17 protein-coding genes are annotated in these 15089 nt (G+C 70.9%); 11 read left to right on the top strand and 6 right to left on the bottom strand.

What is annotated here, in order from left to right; all coding sequences use genetic code 11:
• The first annotated feature begins 4 nt into the window (after window positions 1-4).
• Complete coding sequence (locus ACFYXB_RS02480) at window positions 5-1441, top strand: aldehyde dehydrogenase family protein (RefSeq protein WP_388498729.1); 1437 nt, start codon at window positions 5-7, stop codon at window positions 1439-1441.
• Entirely contained in the window at window positions 1434-2342 is a 909-nt protein-coding gene (locus ACFYXB_RS02475; protein ID WP_389576939.1) for an aldehyde dehydrogenase family protein, read from the top strand. Before ACFYXB_RS02480 ends, ACFYXB_RS02475 begins: the two co-directional genes overlap by 8 nt.
• 67 nt (window positions 2343-2409) lie before the next feature.
• Here the strand turns inward: ACFYXB_RS02475 and ACFYXB_RS02470 are convergent, their stop codons facing one another.
• Window positions 2410-2811: a hypothetical protein gene (locus ACFYXB_RS02470; protein ID WP_389576937.1), complete on the bottom strand. Its 402-nt coding sequence runs from the start codon at window positions 2809-2811 to the stop codon at window positions 2410-2412.
• Window positions 2812-2938: 127 nt separating this feature from the next.
• Between ACFYXB_RS02470 and ACFYXB_RS02465 the strand changes: the two genes are divergently transcribed.
• Window positions 2939-3580, top strand: a complete 642-nt coding sequence (locus tag ACFYXB_RS02465; protein ID WP_389576935.1) for a uridine kinase — start codon at window positions 2939-2941, stop codon at window positions 3578-3580.
• A gap of 143 nt (window positions 3581-3723) precedes the next feature.
• Here ACFYXB_RS02465 and ACFYXB_RS02460 read toward each other — a convergent pair whose 3' ends face one another.
• Window positions 3724-4485, bottom strand: coding sequence for a SigE family RNA polymerase sigma factor (locus ACFYXB_RS02460; protein ID WP_389576933.1), 762 nt, complete (start codon window positions 4483-4485; stop codon window positions 3724-3726).
• Between the two features lie 218 nt (window positions 4486-4703).
• Between ACFYXB_RS02460 and afsQ1 the strand changes: the two genes are divergently transcribed.
• The 5 genes from afsQ1 (at window position 4704) to ACFYXB_RS02435 (ending at window position 8659) form a co-directional block, all read left to right on the top strand.
• Complete coding sequence (gene afsQ1 / locus ACFYXB_RS02455; protein WP_351351775.1) at window positions 4704-5381, top strand: two-component system response regulator AfsQ1; 678 nt, start codon at window positions 4704-4706, stop codon at window positions 5379-5381.
• Window positions 5378-6973, top strand: coding sequence for an ATP-binding protein (locus ACFYXB_RS02450; protein ID WP_389576931.1), 1596 nt, complete (start codon window positions 5378-5380; stop codon window positions 6971-6973). Before afsQ1 ends, ACFYXB_RS02450 begins: the two co-directional genes overlap by 4 nt.
• Before the next feature lie 16 nt (window positions 6974-6989).
• The gene (locus ACFYXB_RS02445; protein ID WP_389576929.1) at window positions 6990-7592 is read left to right on the top strand and encodes a hypothetical protein; all 603 of its coding nucleotides are present in this window, start codon (window positions 6990-6992) and stop codon (window positions 7590-7592) included.
• Window positions 7593-7666: 74 nt separating this feature from the next.
• Window positions 7667-8218: a VanZ family protein gene (locus ACFYXB_RS02440; protein ID WP_351351766.1), complete on the top strand. Its 552-nt coding sequence runs from the start codon at window positions 7667-7669 to the stop codon at window positions 8216-8218.
• A gap of 240 nt (window positions 8219-8458) precedes the next feature.
• The gene (locus ACFYXB_RS02435) at window positions 8459-8659 is read left to right on the top strand and encodes a PspC domain-containing protein (protein WP_351351763.1); all 201 of its coding nucleotides are present in this window, start codon (window positions 8459-8461) and stop codon (window positions 8657-8659) included.
• A gap of 74 nt (window positions 8660-8733) precedes the next feature.
• On the opposite strand, the gene ACFYXB_RS02430 is transcribed toward ACFYXB_RS02435, so the two are convergent.
• Together ACFYXB_RS02430 and ACFYXB_RS02425 are read right to left on the bottom strand one after the other, a co-directional pair.
• Entirely contained in the window at window positions 8734-9084 is a 351-nt protein-coding gene (locus ACFYXB_RS02430; protein WP_389576927.1) for an ATP-binding protein, read from the bottom strand.
• A gap of 148 nt (window positions 9085-9232) precedes the next feature.
• Window positions 9233-10396, bottom strand: coding sequence for an adenosine deaminase (locus ACFYXB_RS02425; protein ID WP_351351757.1), 1164 nt, complete (start codon window positions 10394-10396; stop codon window positions 9233-9235).
• Window positions 10397-10509: 113 nt separating this feature from the next.
• Here ACFYXB_RS02425 and ACFYXB_RS02420 point away from each other — a divergent pair, with 113 nt between their 5' ends.
• Window positions 10510-11280: an alpha/beta hydrolase family protein gene (locus ACFYXB_RS02420; protein WP_389576925.1), complete on the top strand. Its 771-nt coding sequence runs from the start codon at window positions 10510-10512 to the stop codon at window positions 11278-11280.
• On the opposite strand, the gene ACFYXB_RS02415 is transcribed toward ACFYXB_RS02420, so the two are convergent.
• Window positions 11277-12266 (bottom strand): LysR substrate-binding domain-containing protein, encoded by a 990-nt coding sequence (locus ACFYXB_RS02415; RefSeq protein WP_388498747.1) that lies wholly within the window; start codon window positions 12264-12266, stop codon window positions 11277-11279. The genes ACFYXB_RS02420 and ACFYXB_RS02415 overlap by 4 nt on opposite strands.
• A 62-nt stretch (window positions 12267-12328) precedes the next feature.
• On the opposite strand from ACFYXB_RS02415, the gene ACFYXB_RS02410 reads away from it, so the two are divergent.
• Together ACFYXB_RS02410 and ACFYXB_RS02405 are read left to right on the top strand one after the other, a co-directional pair.
• Window positions 12329-13606 carry an MFS transporter gene (locus tag ACFYXB_RS02410; RefSeq protein ID WP_389576923.1) on the top strand — a complete coding sequence of 426 codons (1278 nt, stop codon included), beginning with the start codon at window positions 12329-12331 and terminating at the stop codon, window positions 13604-13606.
• 193 nt (window positions 13607-13799) lie between these two features.
• Complete coding sequence (locus ACFYXB_RS02405) at window positions 13800-14816, top strand: sigma-70 family RNA polymerase sigma factor (protein ID WP_388498752.1); 1017 nt, start codon at window positions 13800-13802, stop codon at window positions 14814-14816.
• Here the strand turns inward: ACFYXB_RS02405 and ACFYXB_RS02400 are convergent.
• A complete protein-coding gene (locus ACFYXB_RS02400; RefSeq protein WP_351346398.1) occupies window positions 14700-15086 on the bottom strand; it encodes an STAS domain-containing protein in 387 nt (128 codons plus the stop codon). The two genes, ACFYXB_RS02405 and ACFYXB_RS02400, sit on opposite strands and share 117 nt — an antisense overlap.
• Window positions 15087-15089: the final 3 nt, after the last annotated feature.

Raw genomic sequence — 15089 nt, 5'->3', positions numbered from 1 at the left:
CATCATGGCTTCCGTATTCGAGTACGCACCGGCGCCCGAGTCCCGCTCGATCGCCGACATCGCCCCGTCCTACGGCCTGTTCATCGACGGCGAGTTCACCGAGGCGGCCGACGGCAAGGTCTTCAAGACGGTCTCCCCCAGCACGGAGGAAGTGCTGTCCGAGGTCGCCCAGGCCGGCGCCGAGGACGTCGACCGTGCCGTGAAGGCCGCCCGCAAGGCCTTCGAGAAGTGGTCGGCGCTGCCCGGCTCCGAGCGCGCCAAGTACCTGTTCCGCATCGCCCGCATCATCCAGGAGCGCAGCCGCGAGCTGGCCGTCCTGGAGACGCTGGACAACGGCAAGCCGATCAAGGAGACCCGCGACGCGGACCTCCCCCTGGTCGCCGCGCACTTCTTCTACTACGCGGGCTGGGCCGACAAGCTCGACCATGCCGGCTTCGGCGCGAACCCGCGTCCGCTGGGCGTCGCGGGCCAGGTCATCCCGTGGAACTTCCCGCTGCTGATGCTGGCGTGGAAGATCGCCCCGGCGCTGGCGACCGGCAACACGGTCGTCCTCAAGCCCGCCGAGACCACCCCCCTCTCCGCCCTGTTCTTCGCGGACATCTGCCGCCAGGCGGGCCTGCCCAAGGGTGTCGTCAACATCCTTCCCGGGTACGGCGACACGGGCGCCGCGCTCGTCGCGCACCCGGACGTGAACAAGGTCGCGTTCACGGGATCGACGGCGGTCGGCAAGGAGATCGCGCGCACGGTCGCGGGCACGCGAAAGAAGCTCACGCTCGAACTGGGCGGCAAGGGCGCCAACATCGTCTTCGACGACGCGCCGATCGACCAGGCCGTAGAGGGCATCGTCACCGGCATCTTCTTCAACCAGGGCCAGGTGTGCTGCGCGGGCAGCCGCCTGCTGGTGCAGGAGTCGATCCACGACGAGCTGCTCGACTCGCTCAAGCGCAGGCTCTCCACCCTCCGCCTGGGCGACCCGCTCGACAAGAACACGGACATCGGTGCGATCAACTCCGCCGAGCAGCTGGCCCGGATCACCGCGCTGACAGAGCAGGGCGAGGCGGAGGGCGCCGAGCGCTGGTCCCCGGCATGTGAACTCCCCTCCTCCGGCTACTGGTTCGCGCCGACCCTGTTCACGAACGTCACCCAGGCGCACACCATCGCCCGCGACGAGATCTTCGGCCCCGTGCTGTCGGTCCTGACCTTCCGCACGCCGGAGGAGGCGGTCGCGAAGGCCAACAACACGCAGTACGGCCTGTCCGCCGGCATCTGGACGGAGAAGGGCTCCCGCATCCTGGCGGTGGCGAGCAAGCTCCGCGCGGGCGTCGTCTGGTCCAACACGTTCAACAAGTTCGATCCGACCTCGCCGTTCGGCGGTTACAAGGAGTCGGGCTTCGGCCGCGAGGGCGGCCGCCACGGCCTGGAGGCGTACCTCGATGTCTGAGAAGTCCGAAAAGATCGAAGAGCGACTTTCCGTCTTCAAGACCTACAAGCTGTACGTGGGCGGCAAGTTCCCGCGTTCCGAGAGCGGCCGGGTGTACGAGGTGACGGACCCGAAGGACAAGTGGCTGGCGAACGCACCGCTCTCGTCCCGCAAGGACGCCCGTGACGCGGTCGTGGCCGCGCGCAAGGCGTTCGGCGCGTGGTCGGGTGCGACGGCGTACAACCGCGGTCAGATCCTGTACCGGATCGCGGAGATGCTGGAGGGCCGCAAGGACCAGTTCGTGCGCGAGGTCGCGGACGCCGAGTGCCTGTCGAAGTCGAAGGCGGCAGCCCAGGTCGACGCGGCGATCGACCGCTGGGTCTGGTACGCGGGCTGGACCGACAAGATCGCCCAGGTGGTCGGCGGCGGAAACCCGGTGGCCGGGCCATTCTTCAACCTCTCCTCCCCCGAACCGACGGGCGTGGTCGCGGTCCTGGCCCCCCAGGAGTCGTCGTTCCTGGGCCTGGTCTCGGTGCTGGCCCCGGTGATCGCGACGGGCAACACGGCGGTCGTCGTGGCCTCCGAGAAGTCCCCGCTCCCGGCTCTGTCCCTGGGCGAGGTACTGGCCACCTCCGACCTCCCCGGCGGTGTCGTCAACGTCCTCTCCGGCCGTACGGCGGAGATCGCGGCCCCCCTCGCCGCCCACCAGGACGTCAACGCGATCGACCTCGCGGGCGCCGACGAGGCACTGGCGAAGGAACTGGAGATCGCGGCGGCGGACAACCTGAAGCGAGTCCTCCGTCCACAGCCTGTGGACAACTGGTCGACAACTCCGGACACGACCCGCCTGACGGCATTCCTGGAAACAAAGACGGTCTGGCACCCGACGGGCTCCCTGGGCGCCTCCGGCTCGTCCTACTGACCCGACACAGCCCGAGAGCCGCGCTTCCCCTCCGTCCAGGGGAAGCGCGGCTCTCGTCGTACGTACGTCAGCCCAGCCCGCCCAGCGCCCCCGTCACCTGCCCCACCACCGGCACCGCCCCCAGCGACTGCGCCTGGGCCACCGGCCCCGTCAGGGCCTGGGAGGTCAGGGGCTGGAAGTCCGCCAGCTGGGTGCCCACGCCGTTGTCGAGGGGGTCGGCGCCCGCGCCTGCGAGGGGGTTGGGCTTGAGGGCCTGGATCGGGCCCGTGACGTAGTGCACCGAGCCCGTGAGGGCCTGCAGGCCCGCCTGTGGGTCGATGTCGCCGAGCGACGTGGGGCGCGAGGGCACGTCGACGACCGGGCTCGCGGACGCCGTCGTCGCGCCCGCGCCCAGGGCCGCCGCTGCGGTCGCGAGGGCGAACAGGGCGCGCTGCGCGGGGGAGTTGAGGGGGGACGCGTGTCGGGCCATGGCTGGTGCCACCTTCTGGTGCGCAGGGTAAGCGGATCGACACGAAGGGTAGTTGAGGTGTGATGCGCGCTCCAAAGCCGACCCGCGGGGTCGGCAACGGGCGCACGATGCGTCAAACTGGTGTTCCGTGAGCATTCATCCCCCGTCCCCCGCCCGTGTCGTGCTGCTGTGCGGCCCCTCGGGCTCGGGCAAGTCACTCGTCGCCGCCCGCTGCGGGCTGCCCGTCCTGCGCCTCGACGACTTCTACAAGGAGGGCGACGACCCGACGCTGCCGCTGGTGGCGGGGAGTTCGGACATCGACTGGGACCACCCGGAGTCATGGGACGCGGACGTCGCGGTCGAGGCCATCATCCGGCTGTGCGCCACGGGGTCGACGGCCGTGCCGGTGTACGACATCGCGCTGAGCGCCCGCACCGGCGACGAGGCGCTGCACATCGGGCGCACCCCGCTGTTCATCGCGGAGGGCATCTTCGCGGCCGAGATCGTACGGCGCTGTCACGAACTCGGGGTGCTGGCCGACGCGCTGTGCCTGAGCCGCGGTCCGGTCACCACCTTCCGGCGCCGCTTCCTGCGCGACCTGAAGGAGGGCCGCAAGTCGGTGCCGTTCCTGCTCCGTCGCGGCTGGCGGCTGATGCGCGCGGAACGGGCGATCGTCGCCCGCCAGGTGTCGCTGGGCGCCCACCCCTGCGACCGGGACGAGGCACTGGGCAGGCTGGCGGCCGCGGCGGCGGGCCGGCAGACGCCCGCACGGACACAGACGTCGGCGTAGGGGCCGTACACACAAGCTCGTGCACACGAAAACGGGACTGGACGGACCCCCCGGCCCTCCAGTCCCGCTTCCTCGCTCCACCCCGTGTCCCCCGTGGCGGAGCTCCCCCGTGGGTCCCCCCGGACCCCCGTTTCCCCCTACCTTCAGGCGACGAGCTCGCCGAAGGCGTCCTCCTCGTCACGGCCGAAGCTGAGGACCTCGTCGTCGCGCAGCCGGCGCAGCGAGCGCCAGATGCTGGACTTGACCGTGCCGACACTGATGCCGAGGATCTCCGCGATCTCCGGGTCCGTACGGCCCTCGTAGTAACGCAGGACCAGCATGGTCCGCTGGAGTTCGGGCAGCCGGGCCAGCGCCTGCCACAGGACCGCGCGCAACTCGGTGCCACGCATCGCGTCCGTGTCGCCGGGCGTCTCCGGCAGTTCCTCGGTCGGGTACTCGTTGAGCTTGCGGCGCCGCCAGGCGCTGATGTGCAGGTTCGTCATGGTGCGGCGGAGGTATCCGCCGACCGCCGCCTTGTCGCTGATCCGGTCCCACGCCTTGTACGTCGAGAACAGCGCGCTCTGCAGCAGGTCCTCGGCCTCGAAGCGGTCGCCGGTCAGGTGGTAGGCGGTGGCGTACAGGGAGGCGCGACGCTCCTGGACGTAGGCAGTGAACTCCGCCTCCGTCAGCGAGCGGTGCTCCCCCGCGTCCTCCCCGTACGCGCTTCCCCCGTGGGCCCCCGTGACCCCCGTGTTGCTTCCCCCCGTACGAGCGTCAACCACCGACATCAACGTGGTGTGCTGACGCCCGGCGCCGCGAGCGCACCCCCGCCCGCTCACAGCACCGGACTTCTCCGAAGAACTCCGGGTGGCGTCGTGCAGGCGCGTGATCACTGCGCTGGTGCTCATGCCGTGCAGCGTGTTCATCTCGCGCCCCCCGTCGTGGACTTCCAGTGTTCGGTTTGCTTCCTTGCCTGTGCCGAAAAGCTTGCCCGGGGACCTTCATGGCCGTGTCCGTCGACTGTCACAGACCTGTCACAGGGGTCGCTCGTACGTACGGCACGGCCCGGTCACAGACAAGAGCGCTACGTGTACGTAGACGTACAGGTGTCGAATCCCGCCCAGCCATGGGCCAGAATGAGCCCGTGCCTTCCCTGTTGCTGATCGAGGACGACGACGCCATCCGTACGGCCCTGGAGCTCTCACTGACGCGCCAGGGACACCGGGTTGCCACCGCTGCCACCGGCGAGGACGGTCTGAAGCTGCTGCGCGAGCAGCGGCCCGACCTGATCGTGCTGGATGTGATGCTGCCCGGTATCGACGGGTTCGAGGTGTGCCGGCGCATCCGGCGCACGGACCAGTTGCCGATCATTCTGCTGACCGCGCGCAGCGACGACATCGACGTGGTGGTCGGGCTGGAGTCCGGCGCCGACGACTATGTCGTCAAGCCCGTGCAGGGGCGGGTCCTCGACGCCCGGATCCGGGCGGTGCTGCGCCGTGGGGAGCGAGAGTCCAGCGACTCGGCGGCGTTCGGCAGCCTCGTCATCGACCGTTCCGCGATGACCGTGACGAAGAACGGCGAGGATCTCCAGCTCACCCCGACCGAGCTCCGGCTGCTGCTCGAGCTGAGCCGGCGGCCCGGACAGGCGCTGTCCCGGCAGCAGTTGCTGCGGCTGGTGTGGGAGCACGACTACCTGGGCGACTCTCGGCTCGTGGACGCCTGTGTCCAGCGACTGCGCGCGAAGGTGGAGGACGTGCCGTCGTCCCCGACCCTGATCCGTACCGTCCGTGGAGTCGGCTACCGCCTGGACGCTCCTCAGTGACGGACGCGCAAGGGGGGTTCCGCGGCTGGGCCGCGGGTCGCAAGGGAGCACTGTCAGGGCTGCGTTTCACGAGCCTGCGGCTGCGGCTGGTCGTGGTCTTCGGGCTGGTGGCGCTGACCGCCGCCGTGTCGGCGTCGGGCATCGCGTACTGGCTGAATCGGGAGGCCGTGCTCACCCGCACCCAGGAGGCGGTGCTGCGCGACTTCCGGCAGGAGATGCAGAACCGCGCGGGTGCGCTGCCGGTGCACCCCACCCAGGACGAACTGCAGCGCACGGCGGGCCAGATGGCCAACAGCAGCCAGCGCTTCACCGTGCTGCTGGTCGCCCAGGACGCGGACGGCAGGACGGTGTACGGCAACTCGGGCGGCCTGAACGGGTTCGAACTGGAGGACGTGCCGAAGACGCTGCGCGCCGCGGTGAACAAGCAACAGGACGTGACCGACGGCAACAACTCGGCGTACCACCTGTACTGGCAGCGGATCGTGGACCACGGCACCCCGTATCTGGTGGCCGGCACGAAGCTGATCGGCGGCGGTCCGACCGGTTACATGGTCAAGTCCCTGGAGCCGGAGGCGAAGGACCTCAACTCGCTGGCCTGGTCGCTCGGTATCGCCACGGGGCTCGCGCTGATCGGCTCGGCTCTGCTCGCGCAGGCCGCCGCGACGACCGTACTGAAGCCGGTGCACCGCCTCGGCGTCGCCGCCCGGCGTCTGGGCGAGGGCAGGCTGGACACACGCCTGAGGGTCTCCGGCACCGACGAACTCGCCGATCTCTCCCGGACGTTCAACAAGGCGGCCGAGGCGCTGGAGAAGCGGGTCGACGACATGGCCGCGCGCGACGAGGCGTCCCGGCGCTTCGTCGCGGACATGAGCCATGAACTCCGTACGCCGCTCACCGCCATCACCGCCGTGACGGAGGTGCTGGAGGAGGAGCTGGAGTCGGAGGCGGGCGGCATGGACCCGATGATCGAACCGGCCGTACGGCTGGTCGTCAGCGAGACCCGCCGCCTCAACGACCTGGTCGAGAACCTGATGGAGGTCACCCGCTTCGACGCGGGCACCGCCCGGCTGGTCCTGGACAACGTCGACATCGCCGACCAGATCACCGCCTGCATCGACGCGCGGGCCTGGCTCGACGCGGTGGAACTGGACGCCGAGCGCGGCATCCACGCCCGTCTCGACCCGCGCCGCCTGGACGTGATCCTGGCGAACCTCATCGGCAACGCCCTCAAGCACGGCGGCTCCCCGGTGCGGGTGTCGGTGCGACCGACGGACGACGAGCTGGTGATCCAGGTGCGCGACCACGGTCCCGGCATCCCCGAGGACGTCCTCCCCCACGTCTTCGACCGCTTCTACAAGGCCAGCGCCTCCCGCCCGCGTTCCGAGGGCAGCGGCCTCGGCCTGTCCATCGCCATGGAGAACGCCCACATCCACGGCGGCGGGATCACCGCCGCCAACTCCCCCGAGGGCGGGGCGGTGTTCACCCTGCGCCTGCCCAGGGACACCTCGGACCCGGCGGAGCCTTCGGAGGAGACCGACAACAAGCGCGGCGGGCACGACAGTTCGGGCGGTCCGAGGAATGAGGCGTCATGAAGAGGATCGAGGCGTCATGAACGCGAGACGCCTGCTGGCGCTGCCCCTGCTCGCCGTACTCCTCACCGGATGCGGGATCCGGGCCACCGAGGTGCCCACCGACTTCGGCGGGGCGCCCTCCCGGGTGCCCTGTTCGCTCGCCGAGCCGGATCTGTCGGCGCAGTCCTCGCGGGGCGTGCCGGTGCAGGTGTTCCTGCTGTGCCGTTCCTCTCTGGTGACCGTCGACCGGTCGGTGCGTGTGCCGGACGGCACGGCGGACGCGCGGCGGCGGGTGATAGTGGCCCAGGGCCTGCTGGACCAGCTCGCCCAGACGCCTTCGGAGAGCGAGAAGAACGCGGGCTACACGACGTACGTGCAGGGCGGCATGAGCGTGACCGGGCCTCGCCGCACGGATCCCGAGGACACGCTGCGGCTGAGTACCGCGCCGGACCAGCTGACCGCGTACGCGCTCGCCCAGATCGTCTGCACGTTCTCCGACTCGGCCGCGGCCGAGGGCGACGGCTCGGTGGTCCTGGGCGGTCCGGGCGACGACCGGCCGCGCCGCTACGAGTGCACCGACGACGTCCGTTCCCGCCCCGGGGCCGTCCGGCCGCCGTCGACCGTGGTGGCGGCCGAGTGATGTGTCGCATGCCTCACTCACGGGTACGTGCCGGATCCGGAACCGATCGTGCACGGCGGCGCGTCTAGGGGGGCGTGCAGCGTCAAGGCTCCATCGGCGGCAGCGCCGCGATCCGTATCCGTGTGACAGGAGGTGTCCTCCTCGTCGCGCATCTCGCGCTCGTCGCCTGGCTCATGCTGCGGCCCCTGGACGTCCCCTGGGTGACGCCCGCCAACCTGCGCCCCTTCGCCGGTATCCGGGCCGACCTGGCGCTGGGCTGGCCCCAGGCGGCGCGGCGGATCGGTGAGGGCCTGGCGCTGCTGGCACCACTGGGCGTACTGCTGCCGATGACGCACGGCAGGCTCACCGCGTCCCCGCTGGCCTCCCTGCTCCGTACGACCGCGGCGGCCGCCCTGATCTCCCTGGGCATAGCCCTGCTGCAGACCGGGGTACCGGGCCGGGTCGTGGACGTGGACTCGCTGCTCCTGAACACCGCTGGCGTGGCCCTGGCGCATCTGGCCGTCGTACCCCTGGGCCGCCACCGCCTCCGCCGCAGGGGTGAGCGCCGCCGCCGCACGGCAGCCCTCCAGGAGGAAGCACCTCAGGGCCGGACCCCGACGATTGCCAGGGTCGGAATAGCACCGTAGAGCGACGCTTTGTCCGCCCGGGTTCCGTAGCGTGAAGGGCAGATGGGCAGCCGACCGGCGGCCCACACCAACCAACAGCCAGGGCCCACCAACCCCCACTGGTCCCACGCGCCGGCCGCGAGGGAGCCGTAGGGGCGCGCCGGTGTCGAGAGGCCGACCGCGCGGAGGCCCGAAGGGTCGAGCACGATCGGTCTCTCGACACCGGCTGAGAGCGCCCCGAAGGCGAAGGAGCAAACAGAGATGCGCGACATTGTCCGCCCCACCCACGGCCGCATGATCGGCGGAGTCTGTGCAGCGCTGGCGCGGCGCTTCGGTACCTCCGCAACGACGATGCGGGTGATCTTCCTGGTCTCGTGCCTGCTGCCGGGCCCGCAGTTCCTGCTCTACATCGCGCTGTGGATCCTGTTCCCGTCCGAAGACAAGGCCCGTACGGCCTGGTGAGAGGTACGGATACGCCGGTGGGGCGCACCCCGGGAGGATGGGGTGCGCCCCACCGGCGCGGCGTGGGCTGCGGCTCAGCCGAGCGGGATGCCGTTCAGCGGCAGGCCGTGCGTGGGCAGACCCTGCAGCGGCAGTCCGCCGAGCAGTCCGGCGACCGGGGCGGTCGGTCCGTCGGCGAGCACCTTCTGGACGGCCGGCTGGGCGGCGGCGAGCCCGGAGCCGACCGCGCCGGTCCCCTGGGTGAGCGCATCGCCGGCGCCGGGAAGTGCCTGGGCCACGTTCTGCGCCGGGAGCGTCCGGGCGACGCCGAGCGCCTGGGTGGCGTCCGGAAGGGCCGGGGCCGCGTCGGCGGCGCCCGCGCCGGCGGCGGCGAAGGCGGCACCGAGGGCGGCGACACCGAGGGTCTTGGCAGCAGACTGCTTCATGGTGAATGCGTCCTTGAATGCGATGACGGGGATCAAACCGAACCGAGCGGTCCATGACCGTAAACACGGCAGACCGCCCGCCGCAAACATGAAAATGCGGACGGATTGTGAAGCCCGTCCGCATTCCGTGCGCCCGCCCCGCGCGCGCTCAGTCCTCTCGCTCGACAGAACCGCTGGTGGACGCGGCCTGCCGGAACAGCCATTCGGATTTCAGTTCGGCGTATCCGGGCTTGACGACGTCATTGATCATGGCCAGTCGTTCATCGAAAGGAATGAACGCTGATTTCATCGCATTGACGGAGAACCACTGGAGGTCGTCGAGCGTGTAACCGAATGCTTCGACGAGATGCTCGAATTCCCGGCTCATGCTGGTGTGCGACATCAAACGGTTGTCCGTGTTCACGGTGGCCCGGAAGTGCAGTCGGCGCAGCAGCCCGATGGGGTGCTCGGTGTACGAGGCGGCGGCCCCGGTCTGGAGGTTGGAGCTGGGGCACAGCTCGAGCGGGATGCGCTTGTCCCGTACGTACGAGGCGAGGCGGCCGAGCTTGACCGAGCCGTCCTCGTGGACCTGGATGTCGTCGATGATGCGCACCCCGTGCCCGAGCCGGTCGGCGCCGCACCACTGCAGGGCCTGCCAGATGGAGGGCAGTCCGAAGGCCTCGCCGGCGTGGATGGTGAAGTGGTTGTTCTCGCGCTTGAGGTACTCGAACGCGTCCAGGTGCCGGGTGGGCGGGTAACCGGCCTCGGCGCCGGCGATGTCGAAGCCGACGACGCCCAGGTCTCGGTACCGGTTGGCGAGTTCGGCGATCTCCAGGGCGCGGGCGGCGTGCCGCATGGCGGTGAGCAGGGCGCCGACGCGGATGCGGTGGCCGTTCTCGCGGGCCAGCCGCTCCCCCTGCCGGAAGCCCTCGTTGACGGCCTCGACGACCTCTTCGAGGCTGAGCCCGGCTTCGAGGTGCTGTTCGGGGGCGTAGCGCACCTCGGCGTAGACGACACCGTCCTCGGCGAGGTCCTCGGCGCACTCGCGGGCGACCCTGATGAGCGCGTCGCGGGTCTGCATGACACCGACGGTGTGCGTGAAGGTCTCCAGGTACCGCTCCAGGGAGCCGGAGTCGGCGGCCTCGCGGAACCAGACGCCGAGCTTGTCGGGGTCGGTCTCGGGGAGGTCGGAGTAGCCGGTCTCCCGGGCGAGTTCGACGACGGTGCCGGGGCGCAGGCCGCCGTCGAGGTGATCGTGCAACAGAACCTTGGGGGCCCGGCGGATCTGGTCCGGCGTCGGGACGTGCCCGATCGGTGCAGTCTGGCTCGTCATTTCCGCACTCTACCTCCTACGCGCGTAGATTACGCCTCGCACGCAGGTGTCGATACGGAATGGTGACCGCACTGACGGGTCGAGTACACCGCTACTTCTGACACTGTTCTGTCATGGCACAGCAAGCGACGCCGATGCGAACGGCCCGATTGGGCAGGCCGGTCGGGCAGGAGCCGACGGCGGTGAGCGGAGTGGTGCTGCTCCTGCCCGCGGGTCAGGAGGTGTCCGCCCGCAGGCCGTCCCCCGTATGGGCGACGGCCTCCGTACGCGCGCTCGGCCGGAGCCTGGCCCGCGCGGGACGCGGCGAGGGGCTGGCCACGCACGCCGTCCACTACCGCTACCGCGGCTGGAACGGCAGTGAGGCACATCTCGCCGGGGACGCGGTCTGGGCGGTCGAGGATGTCCTGCGGCGCTACGGCGACGTGCCCGTGTGCCTGGTCGGGCACGACATGGGCGGCCGTGCGGCGCTGCGGGCCGGCGGTCACGACGCGGTCAACTCCGTGGTGGCGATCGCCCCTTGGCTGCCGGAGGACGACATGGCGGCCCCGCCCGAGCCGGTACGGCAGCTCGTCGGACGTCGGGTCCTGATCGTGCACGGCACGAACGACGAACGAACCGACCCCGAGCTGTCCTTCCGGCTGGCGGCGCGGGCGAAGAAGGCGAACCGGAACGTGTGCCGCTTCGAGGTCCACACGGACGGCCACGGGCTGCACCAGTACCGCGACGAAGTCCTCGCGCTCACCGCGGACTTCGTGATGGGAGCCCTGTTCGGCCACCACCTGTCCCGCCCGCTGGAGGATGCCCTCGCCGCACCGCCGCCGCTGGGCCTGCGCATGCCACTGGCGGCGGGGTTCGGGCGGTCGCTGCGGGGCGGAGTCGGCTAGCCGAGCGGGTAGCGGGGTGCCTCGTGAGCCAGCAGGTTTCCGCGCCTCGACAGCAGGAACTTCTTGAATTCGGCGACAGGGGCGGTGTCCGGGTGGCCGTCCAGCCAGGCCACGCCGATCTCTCGTACCGCCCTGGGGGCCGTGACCGTCAGTTCCACCACTCCCGGGCGGGGTACGGTCGGCGGGGGCAGGAGTGCCACGCCCAGGCCTGCCGCGACCAGGCCGCGCAGGGTCTCCGTCTCCTCCCCCTCGAAGGCCACCCGGGGCCGGAAGCCCGCCTCCTTGCAGAGGTCGTCGGTGATGCGGCGCATGCCGTAGCCGGGTTCCAGGGTGACGAACGTGTCGTCGGCCGCCTCGGCGAGGCGGATGCGGCGGCGGCCGGCGAGGCGGTGGTCGGCGGGGACGACCAGGCGGAGTTTCTGCTCGTCCAGGCGCCGGGCCACGAGGTCGGGCGCGTCCGGGATCGGTGAGATCAGGCACAGGTCCAGCTCCCCCGCCCGCAGCCCTTCGAGCATCGCCTCGCCGTAGTTCTGGACGAGGCTGAAGCGGACCCGCGGATGGTCGGCGCGGAAGGCGTGGAGGAGGCCGGGGACCGTCTCGGCGCCCATGGTGTGCAGGAAGCCGAAGGCCACCTTGCCGGTCGCGGGGTCCGCGTCGGCGCGTACTTCCTCGGCGGCGCGTTCGATCTCGGCGAGGGCGCGTTCCACGGAGGTGAGAAAGGTGCGGCCCGCGGGGGTCAGGGAGACGGTGCGGCCGCGGCGCGCGAAGAGGTCGACGCCCAGGTCCTGTTCGAGGCGGACCATGGCCCGGGACAGCGTCGACTGCGGCACCTGGAGCTCCTGGGCGGCCCTGGTGACGTGCTCGGTGCGGGCGACCCCGGCGAAGTGGGCGAGCCGGGGTGCGAGGAGCGCGACGATGTCGTCCCGCATGTCTTTTGTGTCACTGGACGGTGACAGTCGAGCCTGTGACCTCTGCTGATGCGCCATGGGAACGATTATGGCGATTCCATGCATTGGACGCATGAGTGCGGGCTGTTTAGGTTCGAAGCATGCCTGCCAGTACCGGGGCGTCCACCACCGTGGGCGCCGTGCCGTCCCCTTCTTCTTCCTCCGACACCCGGCTGACCCCGGGCGGCCCCGGCTATCGCCGGATGAGCTTCGCCCTCTTCCTCGCCGGTGTCGCCACCTTCGCGCTCCTCTACTCCACGCAGGCCCTGCTGCCGCTGATCTCCGGTGAGTTCGGGGTGGCCGCGAGCGCGGCGAGCTGGACGGTGGCGGCCGCGACAGGCGGTCTGGCGCTGTTCGTGCTGCCGATGAGCGCCCTGTCCGAGCGTTTCGGTCGCCGTACGGTGATGACGGCTTCGCTGGCGGTCGCGGTGACCGTCGGTCTGCTGGTCCCCTTCGCGCCGTCGATCGGCACCCTGGTGGCGCTGCGGGCCGTACAGGGCGCGGCCCTGGCCGGGCTTCCGGCGTCGGCGACGACGTATCTGGCCGAGGAGGTCAGACCGCGGGCGCTGGTCACGGCGATCGGTCTGTTCGTCGCGGGCAACAGCGTGGGCGGGATGAGCGGCCGGATCGTCACCGGCTGGGTGGCGCAGGAGTGGGGCTGGCGGGTCGCGGTGGGCGTGATCGGCGTGATCTCGGTGGCCTGCGCGGTGGCGTTCCGGATGCTGCTGCCTGCCCCGAAGCACTTCACACCCGGTTCCCTGCGTCCGCGCGTCCTGGCGCGCACGGTCCGCGACCATCTCGCGAACCCGCTGCTGCGGCGCCTGTACGCGATCGGCGCGCTGTTCATGACGGTGTTCGGCGGCGTGTACACGGTGATCGGCTACCGGCTGACCGAGGCGCCGTTCTCGCTCCCGCAGGGCATCATCGGCTCGATCTTCCTGGTGTACCTGGTCGGTACGGTGTCCGCGTCGACTGCGGGCCGGCTCGTCGGCCGGCTGGGCCGCCGGGGCGCGCTGTACCTGGCCGGGGGTACGACGGCGACAGGTCTGCTGCTCTCCCTGGCCACGTCGCTCCCTCTGGTCCTGCTGGGCCTGGTGCTGATCACCGCGGGCTTCTTCGCGGGGCACGCGGTGGCGTCCTCGGCCGTCAGCAAGACGGCGACCCAGGGGCGGGCGCAGGCGGCGGCGCTGTACCAATCGGCGTACTACATCGGCTCCAGCGCGGGCAGCACGGTCGGTGCGATGGCCTTCCACGCGGGTGGCTGGGCCGGCACGGTCGGGGTGGGCCTGCTCGCTGTCATCGGCGTCGTGACGATCACGGTGTTCGGCTCGCGCGCGGCCCGGCTCGCCGCGGGCGCGGATCCGGTGCCCGCCCACTGAGCTCGGCCCCTCGGCACCCCCTGCCCGGCATCGGCAGGGGGTTTCGTGTCGTACGGGCATCCGATCATGTCCGTACAGCAACCCGCCTGATCTGGGCTTTTGTTGACTCCGGGGGCCATTGTCAGTGGGCTGCGATAGCTTCCGAAGTGCTGGGCGCGACGGAGCGCGACAGGAACGGCCACAGGGGTGGACGATGGGCGACAGCACGGCTACGACGACGGACCTCGACAGCGCGCTGGAGAAGCACCGGGTCGAGCTGACCGGTTACTGCTACCGCATGCTCGGCTCCTCCTTCGAGGCCGAGGACGCGGTGCAGGACACCCTGGTCCGCGCCTGGCGGAGCTACGACAAGTTCGAGGGCCGCTCCAGCCTCCGCTCCTGGCTGTACCGGATCGCGACGAACGTCTGCCTGGACATGCTGTCGGCGGGCAACAAGCGGGCGCGCCCGGTGGACCTCACGGATTCGACCCCCCTGGCCCAAGCCGCCCTCTCCCCCCGCCCGGACAACACCTGGCTGGAGCCGATGCCGGACGCCCGGGTGCTGCCCACGGTCGACGACCCGGCGGAGGCCGCCGTCGCCAAGGAGTCGGTCCGGCTCGCCTTCATGGCCGCTTTGCAGCAACTGCCGCCCAAGCAGCGGGCGGTGCTGATCCTGCGGGAGGTGCTGGCCTGGCGGGCGAGCGAGGTCGCCGAGCTGCTCGGCACCACGGTCCCGTCGGTCAACAGCGCCCTGCAGAGGGCGCGGGCGACGCTCGCCGAGCGGGACGACAAGGGCGCGGCCGCGGCGGTGTCGGATCCCCTGGACGAGGAGCAGCAGAAGCTCCTGGAGCGCTATGTGAAGGCGTTCGAGGGATACGACATGACGGCGCTCACGGCGCTGCTGCACGAGGACGCCATCATGACGATGCCGCCGTTCGACCTGTGGCTCACCGGGCACGCCGACATCACGGGGTTCGTCACCACGCTGGGCGCGTCCTGCGAGGGCTCGCGTCTGCTGCCCGTGCGGGTCAACGGTCTGCCGGGCTTCGCGCAGTACAAGCCGGACCCGGAGGCGGGCGGGTTCACGCCGTGGGCGATCCAGGTCCTGGAGATCTCAGACGGACGGCTGACCGGGTTCCACTTCTTCCTCGACACGAAGCGCTGGTTCCCGCTCTTCGATCTGCCCCTCCATCTCGAACCGGAGGCCGACGAGGTCGAGGAGGGCGTGTAGCGCGGGATCCGGCTCCCGCAGCCGGATCCGCCCCCCGGCCCGCCGGGCGGCCAGCTCCAGCCGCGCGAGCAGATCGATGTGCCCGATCCCGGGGGGCCCGAGCCCACCCACATCGCAGACGACGACCCCGCCCCCGGTGCCACCGAGGAGCGCCCGCACCTCGTCGACCAGCCCTGCCACCTCGTCCCGGGTGACAGGGCCGGCGAGCACGAGCACGGCGGGTGTCTTGTCGTCCACGTGCTGTAGACCCCGAAGGCCGATGGAATTCATCGG

This window comes from Streptomyces sp. NPDC002619 (assembly GCF_042889305.1).
Taxonomy (GTDB): domain Bacteria; phylum Actinomycetota; class Actinomycetes; order Streptomycetales; family Streptomycetaceae; genus Streptomyces.
Note: the sequence above shows the minus strand (reverse complement) of the source record. Positions and strands in the feature narration are given on the sequence as shown.